Source organism: Methylobacterium brachiatum (assembly GCF_020523825.1).
Lineage (GTDB): Bacteria > Pseudomonadota > Alphaproteobacteria > Rhizobiales > Beijerinckiaceae > Methylobacterium > Methylobacterium brachiatum.
Window position 1 is genome coordinate 40,223 of sequence record NZ_JAJALK010000024.1, and the last position, 26,840, is coordinate 67,062.

Genomic DNA, 26,840 nt, shown 5'->3' on the forward strand with positions numbered 1-26,840 from the left:
GGTCAGGCGTCGGTGCCGGCCTGTCGGAGGGCGGCAGCGGCCTTCACGATCGACAGGACACCGGTGCGCGTCGTCTGGTCCGTGATCGACCGGAAGGCCGCCACGAGGTCCATGATCTCGGGATCATCGAACAGGCCCTGGATGGACTCGGCGCCCGTATCCTCCGGCGACTTATCCGCGAAGAATGCCTCGACCGGGACCTTGAGCTGGTCCGCGATCATCTGCAGGCGGCTGGCGCCGACGCGGTTGCGGCCCTTCTCGTATTTCTGCACCTGCTGAAAGCTGACGCCGATGGCGTGACCCAGCGTGGTCTGGCTCAGACCCTGTGCGGCCCGGAGCGCCGCGATACGGCTCCCGATCGCGCGATCGGCTTCGGTCGCGAGCTTCGGCTTGGTCACGGTCGTCATATCGCAACAGTCTTTCACGGCGTGCGGCCGAGGTCGGCCGCGATCCACGGGCTGCTTAACTGCATCGCGCACGATTGAGTTTCGCACCACCATGCAACCCTCGCTTGTGCCAGCCGCATATCTTGGCTGTATCGACCCGGGACAGTCACTGCGTCAACGCGTCGTCGCAGAGACGAACGCGCGATCGTGAACCACAGGACCGCACAACCAAGCCGGTTCAGTGCCGATTCCGTATTCAGCTAATCCGGCGTGGTTAACAGAACCTTCCCATACCCACAGCGCAAAATGTCCCCCCCAGGCGGCCCGATCCCGACCGTCGAAGCCCCCTCCCCTTCGCGGGAAGCCGCGGAGGCGGGTACAACTTGGAATGAGTCCAAGTTATATTAGAATTGCTCCATAACATAGCGGTTGCCTATACCAATACTCTGATGCCAACACGATCACGGCAGCGTGAGGCTGCCGTTTTCGTAGAGAGCACGGGCGGTCCCGTGCTTGTCTTAGAGGCGTCAAGATGAACCGGTCCCGGGCTGAAGCGACCTGGAACGCAATCGAACGGTCGCTGGCCGGATCCCTGTATCTCGCGTTGCTCTCAACGACCTGTGCGGTCATCGCGCCGGCCGCGGCCGCGGCACAGGCTGCGGCGACCACCGATATCGAGCTGTCCGAATTGAGCGTGACGGGTGAGGGCCCCAGCCGGTCTCTCAACGGCGACCTGTACGGCGCCGGCGGCGCGGTCGGCCCGGTCCCCGGCTACGTCGCCAGCCGCAGCACGGTCGGCACGAAGACCGACACCCCGATCCTGGAGACGGCGCAATCCGTCTCGGTCGTCGGCCGCCAGCAGATCCAGGACCAGAACGCGCTGACGGTCACCCAGGCGCTGCGCTACACGCCGGGCGTCTTCGCCGAGTCGCGCGGCGGTGCCGGCTCGACTCGCCTGGAGCTGTTCAACATCCGCGGCTTCACGGCCCCGGTCTTCCTGGATCAGATGGCGATCATCGGCGGGCGCGACGCCAACACGTCGATCGACGTCTACCGCTTGGAGCGGATCGACATCATCAAGGGGCCGGCCTCGGTGCTGTACGGGCAGTCCGGCCCGGGCGGCATCGTCAACCTGGTCTCGAAGGTGCCGCAATTCGTCCGCCACGGCGAGGTCTTCATCCAGGGCGGCGGTTTCAACGAGGTCCGGAGCGGCTTCGACATCGGCGGCCCGATCGCGTCGGACATCCCGGGCCTGGCCGACCAGTTCGCCTACCGGGTGATCGGGCTCGGCTGGAACGGCGACGGGCCGGCGGTGACCACCAAGGTCGAGCGGGCCTTCATCACTCCGAGCATCACCTGGCGCCCGTCCACCGACACGTCGCTCACCCTGATCGGCAATTACCAGCGCGATCCGTTCTCGGGCTTCTACGGCGGCTTCCCGGCGGTGGGCACCGTGTTCTCACGCAATTTCGGCAGCGGGCTGTTCGGACGGCTGCCGGTGAATTTCTACGACGGCGATCGCAACATCGAGCGCTCCGACCGGACCCAGGCCTCGATCGAGTACCTGTTCGACCAGCGTATCGGCGAGAACCTGCGGTTCCACTCGGCCGGACGCTACCTGCGTACCCAGGGCGATTACCGCAGCGTCTACGGCGCCTTCAACGACCGGAACGGCCCGACCGCCAGCGGCCCGCTCCTGGCACGGTCGGTCATCGGCACCAACGTGGCGGCCGAAGCCTACACGATGGACAACAACTTCATCGCCGAGTTCGATACCGGGTTCATCGCACACACCGCCCTGCTGGGCGTCGATCACCGGACCTTCAGCACCCGCACCAGCGGCACCCCGTTCCCGAGCGCTCCGGACCTCAACATCCTGGCGCCGAACTATGCCATGAACATCGCCTTCCCGGCATTCAACACCACCTCGCGGGTCGATGCCCAGCAGACCGGCGTGTACTTTCAGGACCAGGCGAAGTTCGATCGCGTCGTGCTGACGCTCGGCGGCCGCTACGACGTCGCCCGCCAGACCGGCCCGACCCGCAGCTTCTCCGGGAACACCAGCACCCTGACGCTCCAGGATGCGCCCTCCGACGCCCTGACCTATCGCGCGAGCCTGCTGTACCAGTTCGACAGCGGCGTGGCGCCGTACGTGTCCTACAGCCAAGCCTTCGAGCCGATCGTGAGCGGGCGCGTGTTCGACAGCGCCTTCGGGTCGGTGGGTCGCGTGCCCGACCCGATCCGCAGCGACCAGTACGAGGCCGGCATCAAGTACCAGCCGCCGGGCACCGACATCCTGCTGACCGCCGCGGTCTTCGATATCCGCCAGTCGAACCGAACCTCCGCGGATCCCCTGCGCCAGGGCTTCGTGGTCCAGACCGGCGAAGTCGGCGCCCAGGGCGTGGAGTTCGAGGCACGGGCCAACCTGGCCGAGGGCCTGACGCTGATCGGCGGCGTCTCGCTCCTCGACATCCGCAACGTGCGGGATAGCGGCAGCACGGCGAACGACCTCACTCGGCTGTCGGTGCCGCTCCAGGGGCGGCGCCCGGTGCAGGTGCCGGACACCACGATCTCGCTGCTGGCGAACTACCGCTTCACCGACGGCCCCCTGCTGGGCCTCGGGATCGGTGGTGGCGTGCGCTACCTCGGCCCGTCCTGGGGCGATCCGGCTAATACCTTCCAGGTGCCGGAGAGCGTGGTTGTCGACGCGGTCGCGTCCTACGACATGCGGCACCTCGCGCCGAGCCTGGCCGGCCTCACGGCGGAGCTGAACGTCAACAACCTGCTGGACGAACGCTTCGTCTCCAGTTGCCTCTCCTACTCGGCTTGCTTCTATGGCCTGCCGCGCACGGTCTACGGAACCCTGCGCTATCGCTGGTAAGGCCCCGCCGATGCGCAACAACTTCCGGCAGTCGATGGCGTGGCTGCACGCCTGGTCCGGGCTGATCGTCGGCTGGGTGCTGTTCGCGGTCTTCGTCACCGGGACCGCGAGCTATTACCGGCCCGAGATCTCGCGCTGGATGCGGCCCGAGCTCCAGGCCGGGACCGTGCGCGGCCCCGACGCGACGGCCGCCGCGGTGGAGCGCGGCGTCGCCTACCTGCAGGCGCAGGCGGGAGGCGCGCGGTCATGGTTCATCACGCCGCCGCGCCCGGACCTGCCGCTGCTCGAACTGTTCTGGCGGACAGGGCCGGGCCAGCCGCCGAGCCACGTGTTCCTCGATCCGGAGACCGGGGCGCCGGCCGCCCTGCGCGAGACACGCGGCGGCGATTTCCTCTACCGGTTCCACTTCGAGCTGAACATGGCGCCTCTCTGGGGCCGCTGGATCGTCGGCATCTGCGCGATGATCATGCTGGTGGCGCTGATCTCGGGGATCATCACCCACCGGAGGATCTTTGCCGACTTCTTCACCTTCCGCCGGGACAAGTCCGCCCAGCGCGGCTGGCTCGACGCCCACAACGTCACGGGCGTGCTCGCTTTGCCGTTCCACCTGATGATCACCTATACGGGGCTGGTCACTCTGTCGTTCATGTACATGCCCTGGGGCATGACCGCGGCCTATCGGGGCGACACGCAACGCTTCTTCGCCGAGGCCGGCCAGATCACGGCGCCGCGCCCCCCGGCGGGCCGGCCGGGCACCCTGGCTCCCGTCGGCCCGATGGTGCGGCGCGCGCAGGAGACGATCCACGAGCCGCTGGAGCGGATCTCGATCGTCAACCCGAAGGACGCGAACGCCACCGTGGTGGTCGTGTTCGAGGAGCCGCACGGGCTCTCGCACGAGCACCCGCAGGTCGCCTTCGACGGCACCACGGGGAGCGTCGTTGAGGTCCGGGCCGGCGGGTTGAAGCCGGCGGCCAAGACCTTCACCACGATGGTCGGCCTGCACGAGGCGCATTTCGCCGGGCCGGGCTTACGCATCCTGTTCTTCCTGTGTGGGCTCGCGGGCAGCGCCATGGTGGCCACGGGCCTGCTGCTGTGGTCGGTGGCGCGCCTGCCCAAGATGACCGCGGCCGGGAGCGCGCCGCATCTGGGTTTGCGCCTCGTCCAGGGCCTCAACATCGCGACGATCGCCGGGCTGCCGGCAGCCATCGCGGCCTATTTCCTGGCCAACCGGATCCTCCCGGTGGGGCTGCCCGACCGGGCGTTCTGGGAGATCCGCGGGTTCTTCGCGGTCTGGGTGCTGATCGCCGCGTTCGGCCTGGTACGTCCGCAGCGGCGGGCCTGGCGCGAGGTGCTGATCGTGGGTGCCGCCCTGTACGCGGCGGCCGCTCTGGCCGATGGCTGGCGGATGCAGCGGGCCTACGGCGCCGGCGATCCGGTGGATCCGCTCTTCGTCGGGGTCGATCTCGTCCTGCTGGGCCTGGCGGCGCTCCTGCTCTTCGCCGCCGGCAAGGCTGCCCGCTACGACGGCAGCCGGCCGTCGCGTGCCCGCGGCGCCAACCGGCAGGCCTTCAGCGGAACGGCCGCCGAATAGGGGCCGTGGGCGGGTTCGGCGACCGCCCGGGCACGCAGCTCAGCCGCGCTCGGACCCCGCGGGGAAGCGGCGCGCGAACCAGTCGCGCAGGACCTGACGCTCGTAATATAGGCCGCCGGTGGAGAAGCGCGGGTTCGCGGTCAGCAGGAAATTGATGTCGGTGACCGTATCCTCGCCCTGCGCGACGATGCGGCCGCCCCGGCGCAGCGCGTAGGCCAGGCGGATCCGCGGCGGCGTGGCGTCGGTCACGACGCGGATGCCCGTCGGCGACGCGAAACCGGGTCGGTCGAACCCGGCGAGATCGATGTCGAGGATCGTGATATCGAGGCGCTCGTCCGGCCGGAGACGGGCATTGCCGAGATCGACCAGGATCCGGGTCAGCTCGGCCAGCGTGACCCGGAGCGGCTGCCCGGAGGCGAAGCGATTCTCGGCATCCGTGAAGCGCTCCGGCGTGGCGTAGCGGACCTGGACCTCCGCGGCCGCCGGGCCGGCCGCCAGGAGCACGGCCAGAACGAGGCCGGCCCTGCCTGCACCGCGCTTGCTCATATCGCTCTCACAATCCTGCCTATCGTGCTGCGGGGTTGCGGCGGTGTGTCGCCGCGCCGCCCTCCGGCTCGCCGGGACCGGTGCGGGCCGGCCCCGCGTAAAAGGGAAAACCCCTTGCGTGGCCTTCCGTTTCCGCGACACGGAGGTCGATCGGCCGGGCGCGCATGACTGCAATCGAGGGCTGAGGCGTCCATAGTCTCGCCGCGTTCCGGGCGCCACCTGGGGTCATCAGCCCGCGAGGGCAGCCCTTCATGGGAGCGCGCACCGCTTGCTCAACTCTTTCCTGGCGATCCTCACCGTTATCGCGGTCCTGGCAGTCACGGCGCTGTTCAAGCTGCCGCTCCTGCCGTTCCGACTGGCCGGCCGTCTGCTGCGGGGTCGTCCGGCGGTCGCCTGATCGGGCCGCCCGACCGGATCATCCCGCCGCGTCGATGACGAATTCCATCCCGCGACCCGGCCCCTGATCGGCATAGTCGACCAGGGCCAGGCCGCGCTCTGCCAAGGTCGCCTCGACGATCCCCCGCTCCTTGCGGACCATCTGGCCGACCGCCAGCGGCGTCAGGCGCGGGCTCACCCGCCGCAGCTGATCGACCCCGATATTGGCCGGCGTGCCGTCGCCCTCGGCGATCCGGGCGAGCGCGAGGCCCAGATCCTTCGCCTTGGTCTCCGCGGCGGATTTCGGCTTGAACGCCATCTTGTCTCTCCTCGTATTCGGGGGCCGTCGCGCTTCACGCGGCCTGCACATCCACGTTCACGTCGACGAACGCCCGGATCCAGACGCGACGCCCCTTGGCGTCGTAGACCTCGACCTGCCAGCCCGACCAATCGAACCGCTCGACCCGCTCCATGAGCCCGAGCGCGACCCGCTCGGCATGGACGCGCATCTGCGCCGTCGTCGGCAGACGCTTGCCCTTGAGGTCGGTCACCAGCTCATGCCCGTCCGTGCAGTGGAAGCGGTAGAGCTTCGTCGGCATCGGCCGTTCCTCGATCAATCGACAGCCCTCCGGTTCCGTTCAAGGCCGCGGCATCGAGACAGCTGGCCGCCCAGCCGCGCGCCTATGTTCACTTTATGTTCTATACATAGGCAGCACGCGATGCATCCACAACCGCACGAATGGGTTGTGGAGACCGGCCTCGCCCAGCCGGTGCAAGCCGCGGAAGCTGGTGGGTCCGGACGATCGCGGCCCGCCTGAACTGGCCGGACCCGCCGCAATCGGGAACGGGTCGGGGACGCGTTCGGCATCACGCTCAGGCGCGAGAGCGCGGGTCCGTTCACGCGAGGATTGGGGCCGAGCTTCCAGCCCAACGGGATCCGCGTGATCGCGGTCGATGATCGTGCGCCGACCGCCGCCGCGGAGCCGGAAGTCGGCCCGCTCCTCGCGCTCGACAGCGAAGCATCACCCTCGACGCGATCGGGACGGGCTTCCCGGAGGCCCGGATCACCGCCACGCCGCGCGGATCGCGGGCGAGCGGACCGACCTGTCGGTCGCGTCCGGGGGGGGGGGGGAACGCTCGTTCGGCACCGCCGCGGACGAGCCGGAATGTCGGAACACGCTTGTCTTCACCGGCAAACCGCCGCCCTGACCGCCGGGGCGGGCAGGCTCTCCGACGCGGCCGATCCCGCCGGGGGGCGCGGCTTCGAGCCAGCGCCTGCCCGGTCGGAGAGGGGCTCCGCTCAGGCGGCCTCGCCCTTCCGCTTGGCCATGGCGCCGGGCTGCCCCAACCCGATCGCCTTCGCGAGAGCGGAACGCTGCTCGGCATAGCTCGGGGCGACCATCGGATAGTCGGCCGGCAGGCCGTAGCGCTCGCGGTAGCTCTGCGGGCTCAGGCCATTGGCGGCCAGATGCCGCTTCAGCGTCTTGTAGGTCTTGCCGTCGATGAAGCTGACGATCCCGTCCTGCTGCACCGACTTGCGGATCTGGGCCGGGCTCGGCTTGTCGACGGCCGGCGCGGCGGCACCGCTCTCGACCGGCGCCGTTCCGGACGCCAGGCCGGCGATCGCACCGTAGATGCGCGCGATCAGCGCCGGCAGCTCGGAGGCCGGGACCGGATTGTTCGCCACGTAGGCGGCGACGAGATCAACCGCCAACTCGGTGAAGTTGGAAGATTTCCCATAGGATGTCTCGTTCATATTGGCCCCTTCAGATCGTGCAGCATCCCCTTGTTGTTTCGGACCGACTAAGGATTCAACACACCAAATCCGGCTTTCAACGCTATTCTGTTGGCAGGTCCAGCGTCCTTAGCCGCGCCACAATCGGAACGTTAGCCGCGGGATCGCCGGCTCTGCTCGGCGACACCCTACCATTCGGGATGCCTAAACGAGAAACGGCCGGGACATAGGTCCCGGCCGTCGCGTGGAGCCTAAAGGGCTCCGGATTGTATCGGGTCGCGCAGCGACCGATCAGAGGCTCGTGGTGCCCGGATAAGCCCGGACACGGCTCCGACCGTCGGTCGGGCCGGTGATGGCGGTACCGGCAGCCGGGGCCGGAGCCTCCCAACCATCCGCACGCCACGCACTGGTCTTCTGGTCGAGATCGACCGAGCCGTGCTCCTCGAGGACATCCATGACCATCGGCACCATCGTGGTGCGCGCATCGTCGACGCGGACCGTGACGAGCGTCCCGCCCCGGCGTACGCCTTCGCCGTAGGCATGCGCGTCCGTCTCGCTGACGCCGGCCCCGGCCAGGGCTCCGCCGAGGCCGCCCGCGGCGGCGCCGATCCCGGCGCCCGTCAGGGTGGCGACGAGCCAGCCGGCGGCCACGACCGGGCCGACACCGGGGATCGCGATCAGGCCGAGACCGGCCAGGAGGCCGGCCGCGCCGCCGACCACGGTGCCGAGGGTGGCGCCGGTGCCGGTGCCATCCTTGGCCTTCTCCTTGGTGTCGTCGCTGACATGCGTTCCGTCGGTGGCGGTGCGGCCGGCATGACGGTCGCCCTCGTTGTTGCTGACGATGCTGATGTCGCCGTGCGGAATGCCGCCCGCCTCAAGCTTGCTGACGGCGTTGCTGGCATCCTCGTAACGGTCGTAGAGGGCCGTGATGGTTTGCTGAGCCATAAGAATTCTCCTGCGTGAAGGTCGTGAGGATCAGGGGATCACTGCGCCGCCACGTTGCCCTTGAAATCGAGGCCCACGTTGACCTGCTTGCCGCCCTGCATGGCGGTGCCGCGCCAGATGCCGTCGCCGTCCTTCTTGAGGTTCTTGGCGTCCGTGAAGCCGGACTTCTCGAGCCGCGAACGCGCCTCGCCCTCGGTGAAGCTGTTGGCGCCCTTCTCCAGCTGGACGTTGGCATGGGCCGCGGTCGTGCCGCCGTTGGGGGCCATCTTGTCGGTGTTCGGACGGGTGACGCTCTCCTGGCCACCCGATTGCTGGCTGGTCTTCGCGTCAGGAGCAGCCGGCGTCCCGGTCACGGTGGTCTGCGCGAGGGCGCTCGAGCCGAACAGCGTAGCAATGGCGAGGACGGCGAGGGAGGTACGCATGATGGTCTCCGTGGATCATTCCGGACCCCATCAATCCCGCTGGCACATGATACGTTCCACGCGGCGAGGATTTACAGATCAAGCTTCAGGATTTCAGAGGCCGAGCACGTTTGGTTCCAAAAAATTGTCCTCTAATATCTAACGAATAAATGCGACCCTCGCGAAGACCAGCCGCGCGATGCCTAAATCCCCCCAGGCGGCCGCCGCCTCGGTCGCCCGAGGCGGCGGCCGCCATACCCGACCGGCTTCAGCCGGCGCCGTATCCGCCCTTGCGGTTGTCCGGCTGGGGAACGGGCGGCCGGGTGTCGTAGCCGCCGCTCTCCGGGGCCGCATCGCCCGGAGCCTCGGCCTCGGGATGGCCCGGCGCGTGCGGGCCGCTTCCCCCGGCGCCGGCGTCGGGCGTCTTCACCGCGCGCGCCGGTCGAGCCGGCGGCACGGTTCCCAAGGCTTCCCGCGCCGCGTCGACATCCTGTCCCATGTGATCCTCCCGGGTGATCCGTGGAGGGCCAAGACCGAAGGGCCGAGGCATGTTCCCGCGGCCCGGGCGCAGAGGGGCTCGTTCGGGCGCCGAACGCGGCTCAGCGATGAAAGCTGCTGCGCGCGATCGCGCGACCCAGGCTCATGAGCAGCACGTCGGCGGCGGCGCGAACCTCGGCCGGCGTGTCGCCGTCGAGCGCGCGCTTCAGCGCGATCGCCAGGTCGGCGGCCCGTTCCAGGGCATCGGCCGGCGCCGACAGGTCGCTCAAGACGTAGCGCTCGCTGCCCTGATGCATCTCGGTGATGTCGATGATGATGCCGCGGGACCGGACCGGACGCCCGTTCGCATCCTGGAACATGCGTCCGCGGCTGAGCAGCCACCGCACGGTTCCGTCCGGCGCGACCACCCGGTACTCGGCGACCGCCAGGCCACCCGTCTTCGAGGCCTGCTGAACATGATCGAGCAGCCAGGCATGGTCGGCCGGATGGACGGCGCCGATGGCGGTCGAGCCGTCGAGCTCGGTCTCCGCCAGCGCGGGATCGCCGGCCAGCAAGCGCGCCGCGCCGGCATCGTAGACCACGACGTGACGGACGATGTCCCAATCCCAGACACCGACCACGCATGACGCTTCGAGGGCAGCGCGGAGCCGGTCGAGCGGTTCACTGAAGCCGTCGATCGCGTTGACCGGCGTCTTCGAGCGCTGTCCCATCGTGTCGATCCCGCCGAGCTGTACCAGGACGATTTGGTGCGCAACCGTACCATTTCATCCCGGAATCTGTCGAAAATTTCATGATCGGATCGGGGTGCATTCCCGCCGCAGGTCGGTTGGAACGGCAGGACCCCGCTGCGTCTCCCGCACAACCGGTCCCGAGCCGCGTTGAACCGATCATGTGTGACGAATCCAAACCGTCGGGCGCGGCGAGCCGGAGCCCATCGCCGGGGAGCCCGCTGAGCGAGATCGCGCACGCGCTGGGCGTCCCGGTCTCCAGCTTCTTCGTATCGGACGCGGCAGTGCCGACCGAGGGCGACCTGCCGGACGTCGCGGCCCTCCTCGACCTGGTACGGGCCTACCTGCTGCGGGTCGGCCCGGAGACGCGCGCGCGCTTCGTCGCCCGTGTCGCGGCGATGGCCGAGGAGTCGCCCCGGTAAGCCGCCCCCGCGGCGGACGGGCGAAGCGCCTCCGATCACACGCGTCGGGCGTTCAGGGGCGGGCCCATCATGTCGCGCCGGACGATCTCGATCGACCAGGCCCAGAGCAGGTGACCGAACACCTCGGAGAACGCCTCATGGCCGGAGATCTGCCACAGAGGCGGGGCCCAGCCGCCGAGCGGCAACAGGAGGCCGTGGAACAGGACGGTGACGATCAACCCGAAGGCCATACCCTGTCCCAAGGTCACGAGCGGGAAGGTCAGGGCGGTCAGGCAGTAGAGCAGGCCGAAGAAGACCGAGAACCCCTGGTGCATCAGCGCGACACCGTAATTGAGGACGTGCCCGGTGAAGGTATAGGTCATGGCCTCGACGTTCAGGCCGAGCCATTTGAGGATGGCGAAGGGCGGCGAGATACGCCCGGCCTCCCGGGGCGGGAACGGGATCTCGGAGCCCCATTTGACGAAGCTCGACAGGTTTCCGCCCAGGAACCCGGCGGCCAGGGCCGTCTTGTAATCGTAACTTGGAACCACGGTCGCGTTGACGCGCATGACAGACCCCCGCCTCGACGGCTTCTGGATTTCTTATTGTCCGAACGTCATCCCGCCGGCCCAGGCGAGCCGCCTGAGGGACCGCGTTCGGCCCGAGATGATTCGCGTTCGGCGGGTCCTGCTAACAAGAGAAACTTTCCGATCCCAACACGAGAGCCGTTGATTTTTCGGCATTTTAGGCTCGGACGCACCGGGATATCACAACACATGTTCGATTCACTTCCGGGATCGACTGAATAAATATCGGCGACGCACAACACGCCCCGCAGAATATTGCGAGGGCCCGTGACTTCGGCTGCGATCCCGTACGCGCTATGAGATCTGGTGTCTCGGCCGGCGCGTGCGCCTGCCCTCAGGGGCGCGTGCGGGCCTGGGACGCGGCGATCTGCATGAGTTCGGCCATGCTGCCGACGCCGAGCTTGGACCGCAGGGTCGCGGTGGCGTTCACGACGCTGCGGTAATTGAGCGTCAGGATCTCGGCGATCTCGTCGTAGGGCTTGCCCTTCCCGATCAGCACCAGGATCTGCATCTCCCGGCTGCTCAAATTCGCCAGTGGCAGGTCGTGCGCGCCGGCGTTCAGCATCGCGATCTCGATGGCGATGTCGTGGGGCAGGTAGGAGCGGCCGTTGGCGACCGCCTCCAGCGCCTCGAGGAAGGCGGCGGCGGGCGTATCCTTCAGGACGAAGCCCAGGGCCCCGCATTCCAGCACCCGCGCGACGATGACCGGGTCCCGGTGCATGCTCAGCGCGAGGATGCGCGCCTCCGGCTCGAGGGCGCGGATCCGGCGGATTAGCGAGAGGCCGGACAGGCCGCCGTCCCGGAAGCTCAGGTCGGTCACCACCACGCCCGGCCGGTGACGGTGGAAGGTGCGGTAGGCGGCGACGATGTCCCGGGCCTCGTGGACGCGCGCGATCCCGGCTTCCTCGGCCAGGAGCCGGAAGCCCTGAAGCACGATCGGGTGGTCGTCCACGATCAGGAGGTCCCGGGCTCGGACGGACCGCGCGGGCTGGGCCGGGCCCGGGGCGGCGAGGCGCTGCGCGGCGCTCACGGCGCCTCTCCCGGCCCCAGCCCGGGGGCGAACCGGTCGGCGAGCAGGGCCAGGGCGGCGGCATGGTCGATGCCGCGGGCGCGGGTGTTGAAGTAGTGCTGGCACATCTCTCCGTAGAGGCTCTTGTGGCGGCCGCGCCGGGCCGCCACCGCGCTGAACCCGGTGAGCAGCAACGCGGAGCGCTCGGTCTTGCCGATCTCGGCGAGCATCTGCTCGAGCTGGGCGGTGCGGTTGGCGATCATGCGCGGATCCTCGATGAAGACGGTCCTGGCCTCCGCCAGGGCGTCCTGCAGCGCCCGCACGGAGTCGGAGCCCGCCGGCACCGGGTGCCCGGCCTCCCGGCCGGCGAGCCAGCGCGCCGGGTCGGTGCCGTCGGTGGGCGACAGCCAGGCCGGCAAGTCGCTCTCGGCGGTGCGGGCCACCACGGCCTGACCCTCCTCCGACTCCGTGGGCCGGTCGCAGGCGGCGAGCGCGAGGCCGGCGACCATCAGGCTGGCGAGCGCCCCCCTCACCGGCCGGCCTCCCCCGGGACCGGCCGGTCCGCCGCCACGGTGCGCGGACCCTCGGCCACCGGGATCCGGCCGGTCTCCGTCAGGGCCGCGAGGTCGATCACGGACACGTCGTCCGAGAACCAGTTCGCCACGTAGGCGCGTCCGCCCAGGATCGCCACGCCCTCCGGATAGCGGCCGACCGGCACCGTGGCGACGACCGCGAGCGCCTCGGCATCCACGATCGACACGGTTCCGGCATGCTGGTTGGTGACGACGACACGCCGGCCATCCGGGCCGATGGCGACACCGTAGGGGCTCGCCCCGACCGGTACGGTCGCGATGGGCTTCAGCGCGCCGGCGTCGATGACGGTGAGATCGTTGCTCCGGACATTGGCGACGTAGACCCGGTCGCGGACCGGATCGTAGGCCAGGGCGAAGGGGCCGTCGCCGACCGGGATTCCCGCGATCCGCGCCATCCGGGCGGTGTCGACCACGCCGACGCTCCGGTTCTCGCGCTCGGCCACGTAGAGCCGCCCGTCCACGCCGAGGGCGAGCCCGGCCGGGTCGCGCCCGACCGCGACCTCGGCCTCGACCGCGCCGGTCTCCGCCGAGAGGCGCAGCACCCGGTTGCCGGACCAGTCGCCGACATAGAGGGCGCGCCCGTCCGGGTCGGCCGCGAGCCCGAAGGCCTGGCCGGGGACCGGCCAGCGCCGCATCGCCCCATCGGGTGCGATCACCGTGATCGCGCGGCCATCGGGGTGGCTGAGATAGAGCCGCCCGCCGGGACCGGCCGCCACGACCGCCGGGGACGGGGCCACCGCCAGCGCGGCGCCAACCTCGGCGACTCGCGCGCCCTCCGGCCGCTCGATCCGGGTGGCGCGGGCGCCCTGCTGGCTCGCGACCCAGACGGACCCCGCCGCCGCCGGCCCGGCGGCGAGCGCGAGGCCGGCGAGCCCGATGAGGCGCCGCGCGGGCTTCATCGCTGCGGCCCGCCCTCCAGCTTCGCCTTCAGGCCCTTGAGGCCCTCGGCGAAGTAGCGGTTCATCGCCTCCTTGCCGGCCGCGTCGCTCAGGTTCTCGGGCGGCTCGTTGCCGGTATCCCCCCGGTAGAACCGGCCCATCCACTCGACCTTCGCCCCATCGCCGTCCGGCGTCACCGTGAGGGTCGCCGAGTAGGACGAGACCGGCAGGGCGTCGAGATCCGGGTCGGACATCCGGTACGAGTAGGTCCGCTCCGCCCCCTTCCACTCGTCGAGGCCCTCGACCAGGGTGCCGCCGCGCTTGAGCGTGACCTTGCGGACGGCGCCCGCGCCGTCGCCCCCGGTGGCCTCGACCTTGGCGACATCCGGATGCCAGGCGCCGATGCCCCCGAACGGCCCGACCACCTTCCAGACCGCGTCCGGCGTCGCCCGGATGGTGATGGTCTGATCGACCTTCTGGGGCGTCGGGCCGTGGGCCAGGGCGGTGCCGGCGGCGAGCAGGATGGCGAGGGTGGTGAGGACGCGACGCATGATCAGGCTTTCCGGAAACGCAAACGGTGGGTGGGGGTGAACCGGGTGATGCGGGGGCCCACCCCGCGCAGCGGCCCCGCCAGCAGGACGCCGAGCACGAGGGCGAGCGCCAGGGCGCCCAGCGCGGGGCGCGGGTCGATCCGACCGGGCAGCGGGCGCGGCGTCGCGGCCTCGATCAGCGGCCGGTCGAGCCCGCCCGGCCCGTCGAGATGCGCGTAGGCGAGGCCGGTGATCGCGGCGAGCTGCTTGAGATGGCCCTCGCGCACCGACGAGAGATGCTCGCTGCCCTGGGCGGCGGCGGCGCCGAACGGGGCGTTGCGCGGATTGTAGCCGGCGCGGGATTCGGCATCGGCCGGCGGCGGCCCGAACCGGTTCTCCTGCTGGACGTCGGTCTCGGCGTAGAAGCCGCTCTCGCGGCCGCGATCGTCGAATTTCGGGATCGGCGACAGGCCGTAGGCGCCGGCCCCCACGATCAGGCCGTGGACCGCCCCCGGCCTGCCCTCGAAGGGCGGCACCTGGCCGGCGGGGAGCGGCGGCGTCTCCTGCCCATCGGTGACGAACAGCAGGTCCGTGCCGAGCCCCGCCGCCATCTCGATGGCCCGGTACAGGCCGGCGCTGATGCGGCTGTCGCCCTCCCAGGCCATCCGCCAGTCCAGCGCCGCCAGGGCACCGTCGAGCGGGGCGAACTCGGCGCAGACCTCCACGGGCTCGAACAGCAGGAACGGGCGGCGCTCGGTGAACAGCGCCAGCGCGACCCGCGAGCCGCAGGGCAGGTCCGCCACCAGCCGGCGCAGGGCCGCCTTGGCGGTCTCGAGGCGGCTCGCCGGACGGCCGTCGGCCGCGTAGTCGCGCACGTTCATCGAGCCGGTGATGTCCACCACCGCCAGCACGCCGACGCCCGCACGGGTCACCGGCAGGGAAGGCACCACCAGCGCGGCGATCACCAGGGTCAGCGCAAGGGCGAGCGCCTGGAAGCGGCGGCCGCGCAGGTTGCGCGCGAGCGGCAGGCCGCCGAGAGCGGTTTGCCGGCTCATGGGCCACCTCGGGGCTGCCCGGGGATGTCGGTCCAGATCTGCTTCGGCTCGGCGCGCATCTCGTCGCCGCTGGCGCGGTCGAACTCCGGGAAGTCGCGAATCAGCCGCGAGGCGACGTCGAGGTTGAACTTCGCGTCCCAGAAATCCGGCCGGTCCCGCAGCGCCCGGCGGTAATCCTGGCGCGCCAGGGTCACCTGGGGGCCGGCCTTGTCGAGGGCGCCCCGGGTCAGGAGCCCGAAGGCGTCCCGCATCCGGGCGTTGGCGATGCGGTAGCGCGCGCGGGACGCCGCATCGGCTGCGCCGGCCCGGTCGAGGGCGGCGACCAGCGGCTCGGTCTCCTCCAGCCGCCCGTGGCCCGCGAGGTAGCCGATCCGCGCCAGCAGCAGCGGCGCCGGCGCCCCCATCCCCACGTCGAGATCCGTGCCGGCCTCGAGCGCCGCGATGCCCCGGTTGGCCGCATCCGCCCGCCAGGCGGACACGCCGAAGCCCGCTGCCGCGAGGCCGAGCAGCACCGGAAGGGCGAGGAGCAGCCGCGGCCGAAGCCGGCCCCAGAGGTGGCGAACGGCGTCACGCATGGCGGGACAGGGCACGGAGGCCCTCGCGCGTGCGGCCAACCGGGCTCACAGATCGGATCTTGGATTCTCTCAAGCCGGAAAGCGGGCCTGCTTCGGAGACGACACGCGCCCTCCCTCCCCCCTCTGCGGGGGAGGGTACCCTGCGCAGCAGGGGGGGAGAGGGGCAGCGCGACGGTGCCGGATATGTCGCCCGGCGCGCCTTTGCCGGCAGCGGCGCTCCCCTCTCCCGACCCCCTTCGGGGCCCACCCTCCCCCGCAGAGGGGGGAGGGAGACGCGCGCGTCTACGACCCCGCCGCGCGCTTTCGTCAAGGAGATGTGTGCCTCGCAAGCCACGAGGTCGATCGATCCCGAGCAGGCGCTGGATCGACGAGAGAGGCCCACGTCGCGCGTCCCGCACAGGACGATATCCGCCCCCCGTAGGCCGCCGCACAAAGTCTCCCGGATCCCGGATCGGGTCATGCCGCCCTCCTGAGATCCGGCTCCGTCGCCTGCTCCGGCACGGCCGCGCCCGTAGCCCGCGCTGCCGAAAAATCCGCCTCTGCGAGCGCCGCCAGGACGAGCACAAGAAGCCCGAGCCCGGCCAGCCCGTAGGCGAAGCCGGTCAGGTCACGGCGGGGGCGCGGCTCGGTATAGGGGATCGGGTTGCGCTCCAGGGCGGCGATCTGCGCGATCGCGTCGGCCACCGCCTGCGCGCCCTCGGCCTCGAAGGCCCGGTAGGGCACGCCGAGGCCCTTGAAGAACAGGTCGAGATGCCGCTCGGGGGCGGCCTGGGGGGTGTCCTCCCCGGCCGGGCGGTCCTGGATCGAGGGCGAGCCCTTGGTGCGCAGGAACAGCCAGTAGAGGTTCGGGTGCAGCTTGGTGAAGGCGGCGCGCAGGGAATCCTGCACCCGCGGGTCGATCACCGCGGCCCCGTCCGAGATGAACAGCAGGACCCGGGAGCCGCTGCTCTCCGGGGCGAATTGCGACAGCGCCAGCGCGAGGCCGCGGGCGACGTTGGTGTAGTCGAGCCCCGGCCGGTCGATCGCCGCGATGGCGGCGCGCACGGCCGCGTGCCGGTCGGTCATCGGCATGACCAGCATCGGCGCGGTGGAGAAGGCCGTGACCGAAAACAGATCATGCGCCCGGGCGCCGACGAAATCCGCCAGCAGGCGCCGGGAGGCAGCGGCCTTCGATTCCTCCGCGCCCGAAGGCTGCCGCCCCGCGAAGGTCTCGTTCATGCTGCCGGACCGGTCGATCAGCATCGCGATCTGGGCGCCGACGCCGATGCGGGTCACCGGCGCGCCGGCGCCGTAGGGGCCGGCAAGCGCCACCACCAGGCCACTGACCGCCAGCATGCCGGCGGCCCGCAGCAGCCGGGCGATCCAGCGCGAGGCCGCGTCGGCGGGCGCCGCCGCGACCGCGGAGACCGGGACCCGCCGGCGCCCGGAGGCGACGAGCGGCAGCAGCGCGAGCGGCAGCAGCCACAGCCAGGCGGGCGACGTGACCCCGAGCGACCCGACCATCATCGCTCAGGCCTCCCGCTCGGCGGCGGCGAGCCGGCGCAGGCCGGACTCGACCTCGGACCAGGGCAGGCTCGCCCGGGCGGCCTCGGTCTCGCGGCCGAAGAAGGCCCGGCGCGAGGCGTCGAAGAACCGGGCCAGGGCCGGACCCTCCCGGCGGAAGGCGGGATGCCGGTCGAGGAAGGCTGGGAGGTCGTCGGCCAGCACCCGGCGGCCGTCGGTCTCGTCGAGGCCGCGATGGATCAGGCGCAGGGCTTCGCGGTAGCGGGCTTCGCCCTCACCGCCCAAGCGGCGCAGGGCGCGGGCGGCCCTGGCGAAGGGGCGACCGGGCCTCGCGAACCAGCCGCGATCGTAGGCGAGGGCGGCGAGCGCCAGGACGGCCGCCGCGAGGGCGACGAGGGCGGCCCGCAGGTCCGGCGCCGGGTCGAGCCGGGGGACGCGCCCGTCCGGCCGGAGATACTCGGCCGGGTCGTCGTGCTTCTCCGGCTGGACCTCCCGCAGGGGGGAGACGCCGAGCGACCAGCCGGGGATTTCGGCCTTGGCCGAGGTCGTGCCGCCCGCGGCCGCGCTCTCGAGCGACACGGAAAAGCCCGGGATCGCGACCTGGCGGGCATCGAGCGCCGCGTAGAAGGTCTGGTAGGTGAGGTGCAGCCTGACCCGGCCGGGGTTTTCCTCGACGGCGATATCCCGCAGGTCCAGCCAGTAGGTCAGCGGCCCGGGCGCCGGCAGGGAGGCGCGCTGCAGGCTGAAGCCGGGATCGACCGCGATATCGGCCTGAACCCGCACCAGATCGCCCAGGAAATACCCGAAGGCGCGGGGCACCCGCACCTCGACGGAGCGCACCTGCGCCATGGCGGCACCGGCCTGCAGAAGGAGTGCGCCGCAGGCCAAGATCATGGGTTTCCGAAGGGCGAAGCCCTTCGGCGGGGTATCGGGGCGGAGCCCTGATGCCTGGGGGCTCGCCCGATCGCAGGGCTCCGCCCTGCACCCGCAAAAGGTCTCGGACCTTTTGAAACCGGGACTTTTGGTGTGCGCCCCAATCATCTCAGGTCGCCAGCAGGTGGCGGGTGAGCGCCTGGGCGTCGAAGCGGTCGACCAGGTGGAACGGGGCCCGGGCCGAGGACGCGGCGGCGAGGCTGCGCAGGGCGTCGCGCCGGGCTTGCTCCTGGGCGATCCAGCGCCGCTTCAGGGCCGGGCGCAGGAAGACCAGGCGACGTCCGGCGCCTTCGAGATCGTCGAGCTCGGCGAGGCCCCAATCCGGCAGGCCGGCATCCTCGGCGCTGTCGGCGAGCAGCACCGGGACCGTGTCGTGGAGCGCCAGCGCGGCGAAGACCTGCGCGATCAGGACCTGCGGCCAGCAAAAGTCCGAGACCAGGAAGACCAGCCGCGGCCGGCCGAACAGCAGGCGGGCGGCCTCCAGCAGCCCCTCGGCGCCAGGCACGTCGCAGTGCGCCGCCGCGATCCGCTCGGCCATGGCGACGGCCGGCCCGCGCCGGCGGGTCGCCGGTAAATAGAGTTCCGCCCGCACGGTGCGGTCGCAGCCGATCACCCCGAACCCGTCGCCGATCCGGGTCGCCGATGCGGCGAGCCCCGCGCAGAGGTCGGCGGCGAGACGCAGCCGGTCTCCGGCGCCCCGGAAGCGCATCGAGGCCGAGAGGTCGATCAGCGCCCAGACCTCGACGGCGTTGCGCATCTCGAAGCGGCGGACATGCACGCCCTCGAACGGGTCGCGCAGGCTGGCGCGCAGGTCGATGCGGCGGGCATCCGGCAGGGTCAGGAACGAGACCTGGTCCCGGAACGTGCCGAGCCCACCGGCCTCCTGGCCGCGATGCGCCCCGATCCGGCGGCCCCGCGGGCGCCAGCGCGGCAGGTAGACGATGTCGGCCGAGGGCGCCCTGGTCATGGGGCCGGCACCGTCTCGAACACCGCCCGGCACAGATCCGGGACGATCTCGCCGCGGCGCATCTCGTGGACCGGCTCCAGGAAGATGCGGTGCGCCATAACCTCGGGGAAGACCGCCCGGATATCCTCCGGCACCAGCCAGTCCCGCCCCTCCAGCCAGGCCCGCACCCGGGCCGCCCGGACCAGGAAGGCGAGGCCGCGCGGCGAGGCGCCGCCCTGCACCAGCGTGGCCATGTCGATCCCGGGGAGCCGGATCCCGGCCTCCGCCGGGCGCACGAGGGCATCCCAGAGCCCGACCACGTAGGTCTCGATCTCCGGGGAAGCCTGGATCGCCACCTGGATCGAGGCCGCGATGGCGCCGAGGCGGGCCTGGTCGAGCACGCCCTCGGCCACCTCCGCGATCAGCCGGTCGGTGTCGTGGAAGCGCGGGTCGAACACCAGGGCGCGCCGGGCCTGCGCGTCGCGCGGCGCGTCCATCCCGATCTCCATCAGGAAGCGGTCGCGGGCGGCGGCCGGCAGCTCGAAGGTCTCCTCGCGCTCCACCCGGTTGCGGTCGGCGAAGACCTGAAGGTTGGGGAACCGATAGTCCCGGGCGAAGGCCGTGACGCTGCGCTCGGCCATGATCCGCAGCAGCAGGGCATGGACCTGCGGGCGGGCGCGGTTGATCTCGTTGAAGAAGAACACCGCCAGATCCTCGGCCCGGCGCAGGACCGGCCCTGGCTCGACCCGGGGGCGGCCGTCCTCGGCGAGGTAGGTGTGGTAGATCAGGTCGGTCGGCATCATGTCGACCGTGCCCTCGACGCGCTCGTAGGCGCCCCCGAGCGCCCGGGCGACCGCCCGCAGCAGCGTCGTCTTGCCGACGCCGACATCGCCCTCCAGCATGACGTGGCCGCGGGCGAAGATCGCCGTGGTGACGAGGCGGATGACCCGTGCCTGGCCGACCACGGCCTTGGCGACCTCCGCCTCGAAGCGGGCGGCCGAGGCCCGCCAATCGGTGAGCTGGGCGTCGCCGGGGTGGAGCGTGTTCATCGCGCTGGTTCCGGGACAGGGCGGCCGGCCTCCGGGAGAGACCGGCCGGAAAAGGCGAAACGTCAGGGTTTCGAAAGGTCCGGGACCTTTCGCGGGTCCAGGGCAGCGCCCTGGTGTGTCGGGGGCCAAGTCCGAAAGATCTTGCCCCGAACCCGCCAAAGGGCTTGCCCTTCGGGAACCCGGTTCAGTTCGCCGAGATCTTGCTGACGTCGTACTCGAACTTGCCGGTCTTCTTGGCGTTCTCGATGCGCTTGCGGTTGCGCTCTTCCATCAGCTTGATGGATTCCGCCTGCTTGCCGACCTCCTTGGGGTCGTGCTTCGGGTCGTATTTCGTCCCCGCGACCTTCTCGGGAAAGCCGGGCTTGGGCTCCCAGCAATTGCCCGGCGCCTTGCAGGTCTGCCCGTCATAGGCCAGGGCCGGCAGGGCGAAGAGCGCCCCCGCGGCCACCATCGCGGCGGTGATCATGCTTCTGTTGCGCATCGTCGACTCCTTGCGTTCGCTCCCAGGGCGGCCCGACGGGCCGTTCTTCGGCGCCGGCTCGGCCGGGCGCTGCTCCGCGCGGACGCTCACTCCAGCGGCTTGCACTGGCCGGGCTCGTCCTTGGCGAAGGTCTCGCCTTCCTTGAAGGGCGTGTAGTGTTTCTTCTGCTCGTCGGTCAGCCAGGCGGCATCGCTGACCGGGCCGGTATAGAGATGCCGGATCCAGGCGATGACCTGGAGCGCCTCATCCGGGTTCAGGTCTTCGTTGTGCGGGCCCATCATGCCGTTGGCCCCGCCCCAGATCGTCGCGAACAGGCCGGTATCTTCGGTGTTGGCCGGATAGGTCCAGTAATTGTCGTTGAGGCCGGGGCCGACCTTGCCCTCGGCCAGGTGACCGTGACAGCCGGAGCAGGAGGTCAGGTACAGGCTCTCGCCGTTGCGCAGGCACGACTTGTCGTCGATGTAGAGGTTCTTGCCGGTCTGGAAGAAGGTCTGGACCGCCTTGGTGTCGCGCCCGCCGGGCTTGCCCTCGGCGAGGTCCAGCGGCTCCCCGGTGATGGTGTTGCGGAAGATCAGGCCGGTCTGCGGCCCGGATTGCGGCTGGGCCATCACGGCGGCCGCACAGAGCGCCGAGGCGGCGCCGGCCAGAAGCATCAACCGGATACGTGTGGTCTTCGTCATCTCATCTTCGCTTCACGGGGACTGGATCGCGCGGCGCTCGCCGGCCGCGCGGCGAGGGTCAGTGGGTCGCCACCGGGACGCCGTCCTGCTTCAGGATCGCGTCGATCTGCGGCTTGGCCTTGGCGATGGCGGCATCGAGGGCGTCGCGGAGCGCCGTGTCGTCCCGGCGCACGCCCATGGACTGGTCGAAGCTCTGGGGCATCTTGCGGCCGTCGCTGCTGACCGTATCGTTGGGCACGAGGGTCATGCGCAGGGGCACGGCCGAGTCCTTGACGTAGCGGGCCACGTCGGGCCCGAAGGCGACGCCCACATCCGCCTTGTCGTTGGCGACCTCGCTGACGATCCGGGCCGGGTCGATCTGCGTGTACTGGTTGCGCGGCGCCCGGAAGCCGACCAGCGAGTAGAGGTAGGCCATGTCCTCCTCGTAGCGGCCGATATCCTTGAGCATCGCCTCGCCCGGGGAACCCAGCGGGACGACCATGTGGTCGACGGTCTTGAGGCGCGGATCCGACCACGACTTCACGTCGAGGTCCTTGTCGGCGCGGGTGATGAAGACGTAGCCGCTGCGGTAGTAGGGCTTGGTGGTCAGCACCCGCGGGTCGTCGCTGTCGAGGCCGACCACCACGTCGCAGGTCCGCTTCTCGAGCCCGTCGCGCACGAGGTAGATCGCCGGCTTGGCGAGCCAGACGAAGACCGGCTTCTTCCCCATCGCCTCGGCGACCGCGACGGCGACCCGGTTCTCCAGGCCGGACCCGTCCCGCATGGAGAGCGGCGGCTGCTTCTCGGAGGCGCAGATCCGCAGGATGGACGGGTCGGGCTTGGGCGCGGCCGCAGCCTTGCCGGGCTCGGCCTGGATGGCCTGCGCCTCTGATTCCTGCGCCCAGGCTTGCTGGGCCGGGATCGCGAGGGCGAGCAGGGCCGCGACACAGGTCGCCGCGCGAAGGATTCCGCCGAGGAGCGGCATGATTTCGATCCCTCAAAGGATTTCGTCGGGAGGCGGCTCCCGCGCCGGGAGGGCGGGGCCGGCGAACCGGGGCTCCGCCGCCCGGACGGGGCGGCGGAGCTGTCGCGCCAGGAGGCGCGGGTTACGTGCGGATCACTTGGATGCGTGCTGCGCGTACTCGCCAACATTCGGGTCGTCGTACGGACCCTTGCCGTCCAGGGAGAACACGACCACGCCGCCGCCCATCTGGGTATAGTTGGCGAGCTTCTTGAAGGCGCCGACCGCGCCGAGGCCGGCGGTCGGATCCTGCAGGTCGAACACCAGGCCCACGCCCGGCCAGCCGCCGACGCCGTAATAGATGGCGACGTATTGGGTGCCCTTGTGGGTGTAGGTGATCGGGTAGCCGATCGCCCCGGAGGGCAGCTTGAACTTCCAGAGCAGGTCGCCGTTGTCCGAGTCGCGCGCCTTGATGAAGCCGTCCAGCGTCCCGTAGAGCACGATGTTGCCGGCGGTGGCGGTGGTGCCGCCCCAGACGGCGAAACGCTCCATCTTCTCCCAGTTGAACTTGCCGGTGATGGCGTTGTAGCTCTTGATCTGGCCGAGCCCCTCGTAGTTCTGCCGGTCACCCTTCGGGCCCGGATACATGTTCAGCGTCGCGCCGACGAAGAACTGGCCCGCCCGGTAGGGCAGCATGAACGGCTCCCAATCCATGCAGATGTGGTTGATGCCCATGTAGAAGGCTTGGCGCTTCGGATCGTAGGAATCGTGCCCCTGGTTGTGGTAGCCCATCGCCGAGGGACAGATGTCCTTGGCGAGGTGATCCATCCGGGTGCCGTATTCCGGGTCGCGCACCGGCGTGCCGGACTTCAGATCCACCGACTTGAACACGTTCACCGTGTCGTCGATCTTGTTGGCCGAGACCAGCGAGCCGTCCGTCCGGTCGAGGGTGTAGACGATGCCGTTGCGGTCGGGATGGGTGAGGAGCTTCCTCATCTTCCCGTCCTTGTCCTTCTGCTCGGACAGCATCATCACGTTGACGCCGGCATAGTCCCACTCGTCGTGGGGCGTCTTCTGGTAGCCGAAATGCGCCTCGCCGGTGTCGACGTCGCGGCCGAAGATCGTCATCGTCCACTTGTTGTCGCCCGGACGCATGGTCTCGTTCCAGGGCGCCGGGTTGCCGGTGCCGAAATAGATCATGTTCGTGCCCGGGTCGTAGGCGTACCAGCCCCAGTTGGTGCCGCCGCCGATCTTCCAGGCGTCGCCCTCCCAGGTGGAGGTGCCCAGGCCCTTCTGGCCGTAATGGGCGTTCTTGATGTTGAAGTCCTTGGCCAGCAGCAGGTCCTCGTCCGGGCCGGTGGCGTAGGCGCGCCAGACCTGGGCGCCGGTCTTCACGTCGTAGGCGGTCAGGTAGCCGCGCACGCCGAGCTCGGCGCCCGAGGAGCCGATGATCACCTTGTCCTTCACCACGTAGGGGGCGATGGTGAGCGTCGAGCCGACCTTGATGTCGGAATTCTCGACCTTCCACACCGTCTCGCCGGTCTGCGCGTTCAGCGCCACGACGTTGCCGTCGAGCAGGGTCTTCAGGATCAGCGCCGGGGTCTTGCCGTCGCCCGGCCAGTAGGCCAGCCCGCGGTTGACGAGATCGCAGCAGGCGACCGAGCGGGCGGCCGGGTTCTGCTTGGGCTTGTCCTGCCACAGGATCTTGCCCGGATCGTCGAGGTCGAGCGCGAAGGTGTTGTTCGGGAACGAGGTGTGGACGTACATCTTCCCGTCGACGACCAGGGGCGCGCCCTCGTGGCCGTTGAGCAGGCCGGTGGAGAAGGTCCAGGCCGGCTTCAGCTGCTTGACGTTCGTCTTGTTGATCTGCGTCAGGTCGCTGTAATTGTCGGAATCGTAGTTCTTACCGGGCATCACCCAGTTTTCGCCGCTCTTCGACTGCTCGATGAGCTTGTCGTTGGCGAAAGCCGCGCCCGCAAGGCCGACCGGCGCCAGTGCCAGGATCGCCAGGGCCGAGACTGAACCCGCTAGCCTTCTCATGATGCATCTCCTCGCCAGGCCGCCGGCCTTTCGGCAACGCGGCTATTCATTTTCGCAGTGCAAGATCGATCGAGGCCGCCCGCGTCGATAGTCAGCTTTATTTGCGACTTAGAGACATTCGACCTTTATGATCTGCTTATTAAGATCTTGTCACCTTTCAGTTTTATGCGCCAATGCCCGACGATGTCTTCAGGCAAGCTGACATTTGTTGGCGGGATAATTCGGCAATGCCGCGGGGACGCGGCGGAATACCGGTGGCCGGCTTGACCGTCCCCCGGCGCCCGCCCAGAACTGTGTTCCCGGCCCGCACGATGCGCGGCCTTCAGTCTTCGGGGCTGCTCGATGGGCTTGAGACGGTCCAGCCCGTTCTTTGCCGGCACAATGCCGGTCTCCGGAGCCCCCCGGCGGTCGATCCTGCTGGTGACGGCGCTGCTCGCTCTGGCCGGCGCCGCCCGAGGCGCGGACCGAGCCGGGACGGCGGGTCGCGTCGCAGCGCTGTATCCGCAGGATGCGCGCCGCGACCTGACCGGCGCCGATTTCGAGCGCTATCGGGGCGCCGGCATCCTGTGGTGCCGGGGTCCGGACGGCGTCCCGCAGAAGGCGGCCGCGGCGTGGCTGATCGCCGATCGCTCGACCGTTTTGCTGAACGCCCACAATTTCCGGGATCGCCGCCTCGCGGTCACCCGCCCGGTGGCCGACTGCTACTTCCAGATCGGCGGCCGCAACTACGAGTTCGAGGCCGACAGCCTGGTGCTCGGCACCGCCCCCGGGGCGGACGGCCTGCACATCACCGACGATTGGGCGATCCTGCGCCTCGACCGCCCGGCCGATGCCGCCCCGCAGCCCCTGCCGGAGCCGCCCGACCTGCCGGTCGGGGACATCACCCTGCCGGTGACCATGGTGTCGCCCGCGGGCCACGGCAATTATCGCGGCCCCAGCAGCCTCGAGCGCTGCGTCATCCGGCGGATCGACCCGCCGAGCGAGGATGCGATCCGCCGCGCCCGCCACGATTGCAACGACGGCTACGGCGGCTCGGGCTCAGGCCTGTTCGACGAGGCCGACCGGCTCATCGCCCTGCAGAGCGCATCCCTGTCGATGAACTCCCGAAGCCGCTTCGATATCGAGTTCCACTACGGATCCGCCCTGCTCCTCGAAGGCGGCCTCCTGGCGGCTCTCCGGGGCCGGGCGGAGGCGGGCGGGCGCCGGTGAGATCGCGCGACGCGATCCCGCCGGCCGCCAACCGTCACTTCCGCTGCGCGGTCGGGTTCGGTGCCGCGGCGGTGTCCGGGGCGACCGCCGGATTGATGGGCGTGACGACGGACCATGTGCCGGCAATCGCGATGATCGCGGCGAACAGGGCGGCGAAGATGCCGATGAGGACGAAGCGCTTCATGAGGGGGCTTGAGACATCCAGGCGAGCCGCGGGCGTGTCGGCAACAGCCGGAGGCCGGTGATCGATCCCCGCTGCGACGCAGGCGCGCGGCCCACCCCGGGCTGCGCTTAGGCCGGCCGCCCGGCCTCGCGATCGGATGGCGGCACGGCACCGGGGCGCCGCGCCTGGGCGTGCGGGTGCAGGGAGGCCAGCGCGGCCCCGGCCTGCCGCGCCAGCATCTCCAGCCGGTAGACCGTCATGTCGTCCGGGATGACCGACGTGCACCAATAGGCGCCCAGGGCGGCGATCGGCTCCGGCGACCCGATTGGCACCATCACGAGGCTGCGCATCGACGTGGTGCGGTAGGCCTCGATCGGCACCCGGGGGTCGAACTCGATGGCCGGGATTACGGCGGTCTCGTCGTTGAGCATCACCCACCCGGAAATGCAGGCGGTGAGGGGGAACCGGCGCCCCCGCCACAGGGGCTCGATCGCGTCCTCCGCGGCGTAGAAGCAGAATCCGCCCTCCCGCAGGACCACCGCGACCCCGTCGGAGCCGACGATGTCCCGTGCCGTCTCGCGCAGGATGGACACGACGTCCGGGAGGGAACAGGCGACCGCCAAACGGCCTGTCGCCCGCACCAAGCCGTCATCGGGCAGGAAATCGGCCGCTGACATGCCTGGAAGCTAGGGGAAGCGGCCCGGATCGTCCACGTCGCATTCTGGCGAGCCCCGCCCGGCCGGCCTCAAAGGGGAGGTCAGCGCGGGGGCGCGGTACGCCCGGCCGGGGGCCCGCCCGCTTCGCCCGTCACGACGCAATCTACAGGCGAGACCGGAACCGCGGGATCTGCTCTCGGGCCGAACCCCGAATGTTACACGTAGGTTAACACGCCGCGGCTGCGTGTATTGCCGAACCATATTTTTATCCGGGGTCAGTTTTGGCCGAATAATGCATGGGCCCCAGTCATCACGGGCTCGCGATGTGTTCCAGCGCACCTTTTTGGCCACCGGCCCGGAGCCTTCGCGGACCCTGTTGCAGCGTTGCACTATCGCGTCGGGCCTTCCTGACGTCCTGTCCCCGGGCACATCCCGATCAACGGGAGATTGAGGACCAGATGATCAAGAAGCTTCTTCTCGCGAGCGCCGCCACGGCCCTCCTGACCGGCGCCGCCTCGGCCGCCGA

General features: G+C 70.2%; 31 protein-coding genes. 5 read left to right on the top strand and 26 right to left on the bottom strand.

The annotated features are described in order from the left end of the window. Positions 1-2: 2 nt before the first annotated feature. Positions 3-407 (bottom strand): helix-turn-helix domain-containing protein, encoded by a 405-nt coding sequence (locus tag LGR69_RS29255; RefSeq protein WP_163006148.1) that lies wholly within the window; start codon positions 405-407, stop codon positions 3-5. A gap of 511 nt (positions 408-918) precedes the next feature. On the opposite strand from LGR69_RS29255, the gene LGR69_RS29260 reads away from it, so the two are divergent. Next, positions 919-3,267 carry a TonB-dependent siderophore receptor gene (locus LGR69_RS29260; RefSeq protein ID WP_230368252.1) on the top strand — a complete coding sequence of 783 codons (2,349 nt, stop codon included), beginning with the start codon at positions 919-921 and terminating at the stop codon, positions 3,265-3,267. A gap of 10 nt (positions 3,268-3,277) precedes the next feature. Further along, positions 3,278-4,858 carry a PepSY-associated TM helix domain-containing protein gene (locus tag LGR69_RS29265; protein ID WP_230368254.1) on the top strand — a complete coding sequence of 527 codons (1,581 nt, stop codon included), beginning with the start codon at positions 3,278-3,280 and terminating at the stop codon, positions 4,856-4,858. A 39-nt stretch (positions 4,859-4,897) separates the two neighbouring features. Here the strand turns inward: LGR69_RS29265 and LGR69_RS29270 are convergent, their stop codons facing one another. Further along, positions 4,898-5,404 (bottom strand): DUF3016 domain-containing protein, encoded by a 507-nt coding sequence (locus LGR69_RS29270; RefSeq protein WP_230368255.1) that lies wholly within the window; start codon positions 5,402-5,404, stop codon positions 4,898-4,900. Between the two features lie 268 nt (positions 5,405-5,672). Here LGR69_RS29270 and LGR69_RS31950 point away from each other — a divergent pair, with 268 nt between their 5' ends. After that, on the top strand, positions 5,673-5,801 hold the full coding sequence (locus LGR69_RS31950; RefSeq protein WP_007565428.1) for a hypothetical protein: 129 nt from the start codon (positions 5,673-5,675) through the stop codon (positions 5,799-5,801). An 18-nt stretch (positions 5,802-5,819) separates the two neighbouring features. Here LGR69_RS31950 and LGR69_RS29275 read toward each other — a convergent pair whose 3' ends face one another. From LGR69_RS29275 to LGR69_RS29305, 7 genes are all read right to left on the bottom strand, one after another. Next, the gene (locus LGR69_RS29275) at positions 5,820-6,098 is read right to left on the bottom strand and encodes a hypothetical protein (protein ID WP_007565430.1); all 279 of its coding nucleotides are present in this window, start codon (positions 6,096-6,098) and stop codon (positions 5,820-5,822) included. Between the two features lie 34 nt (positions 6,099-6,132). Then, complete coding sequence (locus LGR69_RS29280; protein ID WP_007565432.1) at positions 6,133-6,378, bottom strand: DUF6894 family protein; 246 nt, start codon at positions 6,376-6,378, stop codon at positions 6,133-6,135. 701 nt (positions 6,379-7,079) lie between these two features. Further along, positions 7,080-7,535: a Ros/MucR family transcriptional regulator gene (locus tag LGR69_RS29285; RefSeq protein WP_091864124.1), complete on the bottom strand. Its 456-nt coding sequence runs from the start codon at positions 7,533-7,535 to the stop codon at positions 7,080-7,082. 270 nt (positions 7,536-7,805) lie between these two features. Then, positions 7,806-8,459 carry a hypothetical protein gene (locus tag LGR69_RS29290; protein ID WP_007565436.1) on the bottom strand — a complete coding sequence of 218 codons (654 nt, stop codon included), beginning with the start codon at positions 8,457-8,459 and terminating at the stop codon, positions 7,806-7,808. 38 nt (positions 8,460-8,497) lie between these two features. After that, a complete protein-coding gene (locus LGR69_RS29295; protein ID WP_230368256.1) occupies positions 8,498-8,881 on the bottom strand; it encodes a hypothetical protein in 384 nt (127 codons plus the stop codon). Between the two features lie 247 nt (positions 8,882-9,128). Then, positions 9,129-9,359 carry a hypothetical protein gene (locus tag LGR69_RS29300; protein WP_091864126.1) on the bottom strand — a complete coding sequence of 77 codons (231 nt, stop codon included), beginning with the start codon at positions 9,357-9,359 and terminating at the stop codon, positions 9,129-9,131. Between the two features lie 100 nt (positions 9,360-9,459). Then, positions 9,460-10,068, bottom strand: coding sequence for a PAS domain-containing protein (locus LGR69_RS29305; protein ID WP_230368257.1), 609 nt, complete (start codon positions 10,066-10,068; stop codon positions 9,460-9,462). A 179-nt stretch (positions 10,069-10,247) separates the two neighbouring features. Here LGR69_RS29305 and LGR69_RS29310 point away from each other — a divergent pair, with 179 nt between their 5' ends. Next, positions 10,248-10,508, top strand: coding sequence for a hypothetical protein (locus LGR69_RS29310; RefSeq protein WP_230368258.1), 261 nt, complete (start codon positions 10,248-10,250; stop codon positions 10,506-10,508). 35 nt (positions 10,509-10,543) lie between these two features. On the opposite strand, the gene LGR69_RS29315 is transcribed toward LGR69_RS29310, so the two are convergent. The 15 genes from LGR69_RS29315 to LGR69_RS29385 all read right to left on the bottom strand — a co-directional run bounded on the left by LGR69_RS29315 (position 10,544) and on the right by LGR69_RS29385 (position 24,286). Further along, positions 10,544-11,056: a YagU family protein gene (locus LGR69_RS29315; RefSeq protein WP_007565441.1), complete on the bottom strand. Its 513-nt coding sequence runs from the start codon at positions 11,054-11,056 to the stop codon at positions 10,544-10,546. A 352-nt stretch (positions 11,057-11,408) separates the two neighbouring features. Then, on the bottom strand, positions 11,409-12,104 hold the full coding sequence (locus LGR69_RS29320; protein ID WP_370881380.1) for a response regulator transcription factor: 696 nt from the start codon (positions 12,102-12,104) through the stop codon (positions 11,409-11,411). Beyond that, positions 12,101-12,616, bottom strand: coding sequence for an MxaH protein (locus LGR69_RS29325; protein WP_230368260.1), 516 nt, complete (start codon positions 12,614-12,616; stop codon positions 12,101-12,103). The genes LGR69_RS29320 and LGR69_RS29325 overlap by 4 nt, the downstream gene beginning before the upstream one ends. Continuing rightward, positions 12,613-13,575, bottom strand: coding sequence for a YncE family protein (locus tag LGR69_RS29330; protein WP_230368261.1), 963 nt, complete (start codon positions 13,573-13,575; stop codon positions 12,613-12,615). The genes LGR69_RS29325 and LGR69_RS29330 overlap by 4 nt, the downstream gene beginning before the upstream one ends. Beyond that, positions 13,572-14,105 (bottom strand): SRPBCC family protein, encoded by a 534-nt coding sequence (locus tag LGR69_RS29335; protein ID WP_230368262.1) that lies wholly within the window; start codon positions 14,103-14,105, stop codon positions 13,572-13,574. The genes LGR69_RS29330 and LGR69_RS29335 overlap by 4 nt, the downstream gene beginning before the upstream one ends. A 2-nt stretch (positions 14,106-14,107) precedes the next feature. After that, positions 14,108-15,139 carry a vWA domain-containing protein gene (locus LGR69_RS29340; RefSeq protein WP_230368263.1) on the bottom strand — a complete coding sequence of 344 codons (1,032 nt, stop codon included), beginning with the start codon at positions 15,137-15,139 and terminating at the stop codon, positions 14,108-14,110. Then, a complete protein-coding gene (locus LGR69_RS29345; protein ID WP_230368264.1) occupies positions 15,136-15,714 on the bottom strand; it encodes an MxaK protein in 579 nt (192 codons plus the stop codon). Before LGR69_RS29345 ends, LGR69_RS29340 begins: the two co-directional genes overlap by 4 nt. Positions 15,715-16,170: 456 nt before the next feature. Beyond that, positions 16,171-17,220, bottom strand: a complete 1,050-nt coding sequence (locus tag LGR69_RS29350) for a vWA domain-containing protein (protein ID WP_230368266.1) — start codon at positions 17,218-17,220, stop codon at positions 16,171-16,173. 3 nt (positions 17,221-17,223) lie between these two features. Continuing rightward, entirely contained in the window at positions 17,224-18,111 is an 888-nt protein-coding gene (locus LGR69_RS29355; protein ID WP_230368268.1) for a nonribosomal peptide synthetase MxaA, read from the bottom strand. 148 nt (positions 18,112-18,259) lie between these two features. Further along, a complete protein-coding gene (locus LGR69_RS29360; RefSeq protein WP_230368269.1) occupies positions 18,260-19,117 on the bottom strand; it encodes a DUF58 domain-containing protein in 858 nt (285 codons plus the stop codon). Beyond that, positions 19,114-20,145 carry an AAA family ATPase gene (locus tag LGR69_RS29365; RefSeq protein ID WP_091864137.1) on the bottom strand — a complete coding sequence of 344 codons (1,032 nt, stop codon included), beginning with the start codon at positions 20,143-20,145 and terminating at the stop codon, positions 19,114-19,116. Before LGR69_RS29365 ends, LGR69_RS29360 begins: the two co-directional genes overlap by 4 nt. A 184-nt stretch (positions 20,146-20,329) precedes the next feature. Further along, positions 20,330-20,626, bottom strand: coding sequence for a methanol dehydrogenase [cytochrome c] subunit (locus LGR69_RS29370; RefSeq protein ID WP_007569499.1), 297 nt, complete (start codon positions 20,624-20,626; stop codon positions 20,330-20,332). Between the two features lie 86 nt (positions 20,627-20,712). Beyond that, the gene (moxG, locus tag LGR69_RS29375; RefSeq protein ID WP_039904709.1) at positions 20,713-21,306 is read right to left on the bottom strand and encodes a cytochrome c(L), periplasmic; all 594 of its coding nucleotides are present in this window, start codon (positions 21,304-21,306) and stop codon (positions 20,713-20,715) included. 58 nt (positions 21,307-21,364) lie between these two features. Then, a complete protein-coding gene (moxJ, locus tag LGR69_RS29380) occupies positions 21,365-22,270 on the bottom strand; it encodes a methanol oxidation system protein MoxJ (protein ID WP_230368271.1) in 906 nt (301 codons plus the stop codon). 132 nt (positions 22,271-22,402) lie between these two features. After that, positions 22,403-24,286, bottom strand: a complete 1,884-nt coding sequence (locus LGR69_RS29385) for a methanol/ethanol family PQQ-dependent dehydrogenase (protein ID WP_091864139.1) — start codon at positions 24,284-24,286, stop codon at positions 22,403-22,405. A 342-nt stretch (positions 24,287-24,628) separates the two neighbouring features. On the opposite strand from LGR69_RS29385, the gene LGR69_RS29390 reads away from it, so the two are divergent. Continuing rightward, complete coding sequence (locus LGR69_RS29390) at positions 24,629-25,495, top strand: trypsin-like peptidase domain-containing protein (RefSeq protein WP_230368273.1); 867 nt, start codon at positions 24,629-24,631, stop codon at positions 25,493-25,495. A 34-nt stretch (positions 25,496-25,529) separates the two neighbouring features. On the opposite strand, the gene LGR69_RS29395 is transcribed toward LGR69_RS29390, so the two are convergent. Further along, positions 25,530-25,679, bottom strand: coding sequence for a hypothetical protein (locus LGR69_RS29395; protein ID WP_007569493.1), 150 nt, complete (start codon positions 25,677-25,679; stop codon positions 25,530-25,532). Between the two features lie 107 nt (positions 25,680-25,786). Further along, positions 25,787-26,335, bottom strand: coding sequence for a GAF domain-containing protein (locus LGR69_RS29400; protein WP_230368274.1), 549 nt, complete (start codon positions 26,333-26,335; stop codon positions 25,787-25,789). Positions 26,336-26,840 lie beyond the last annotated feature (505 nt).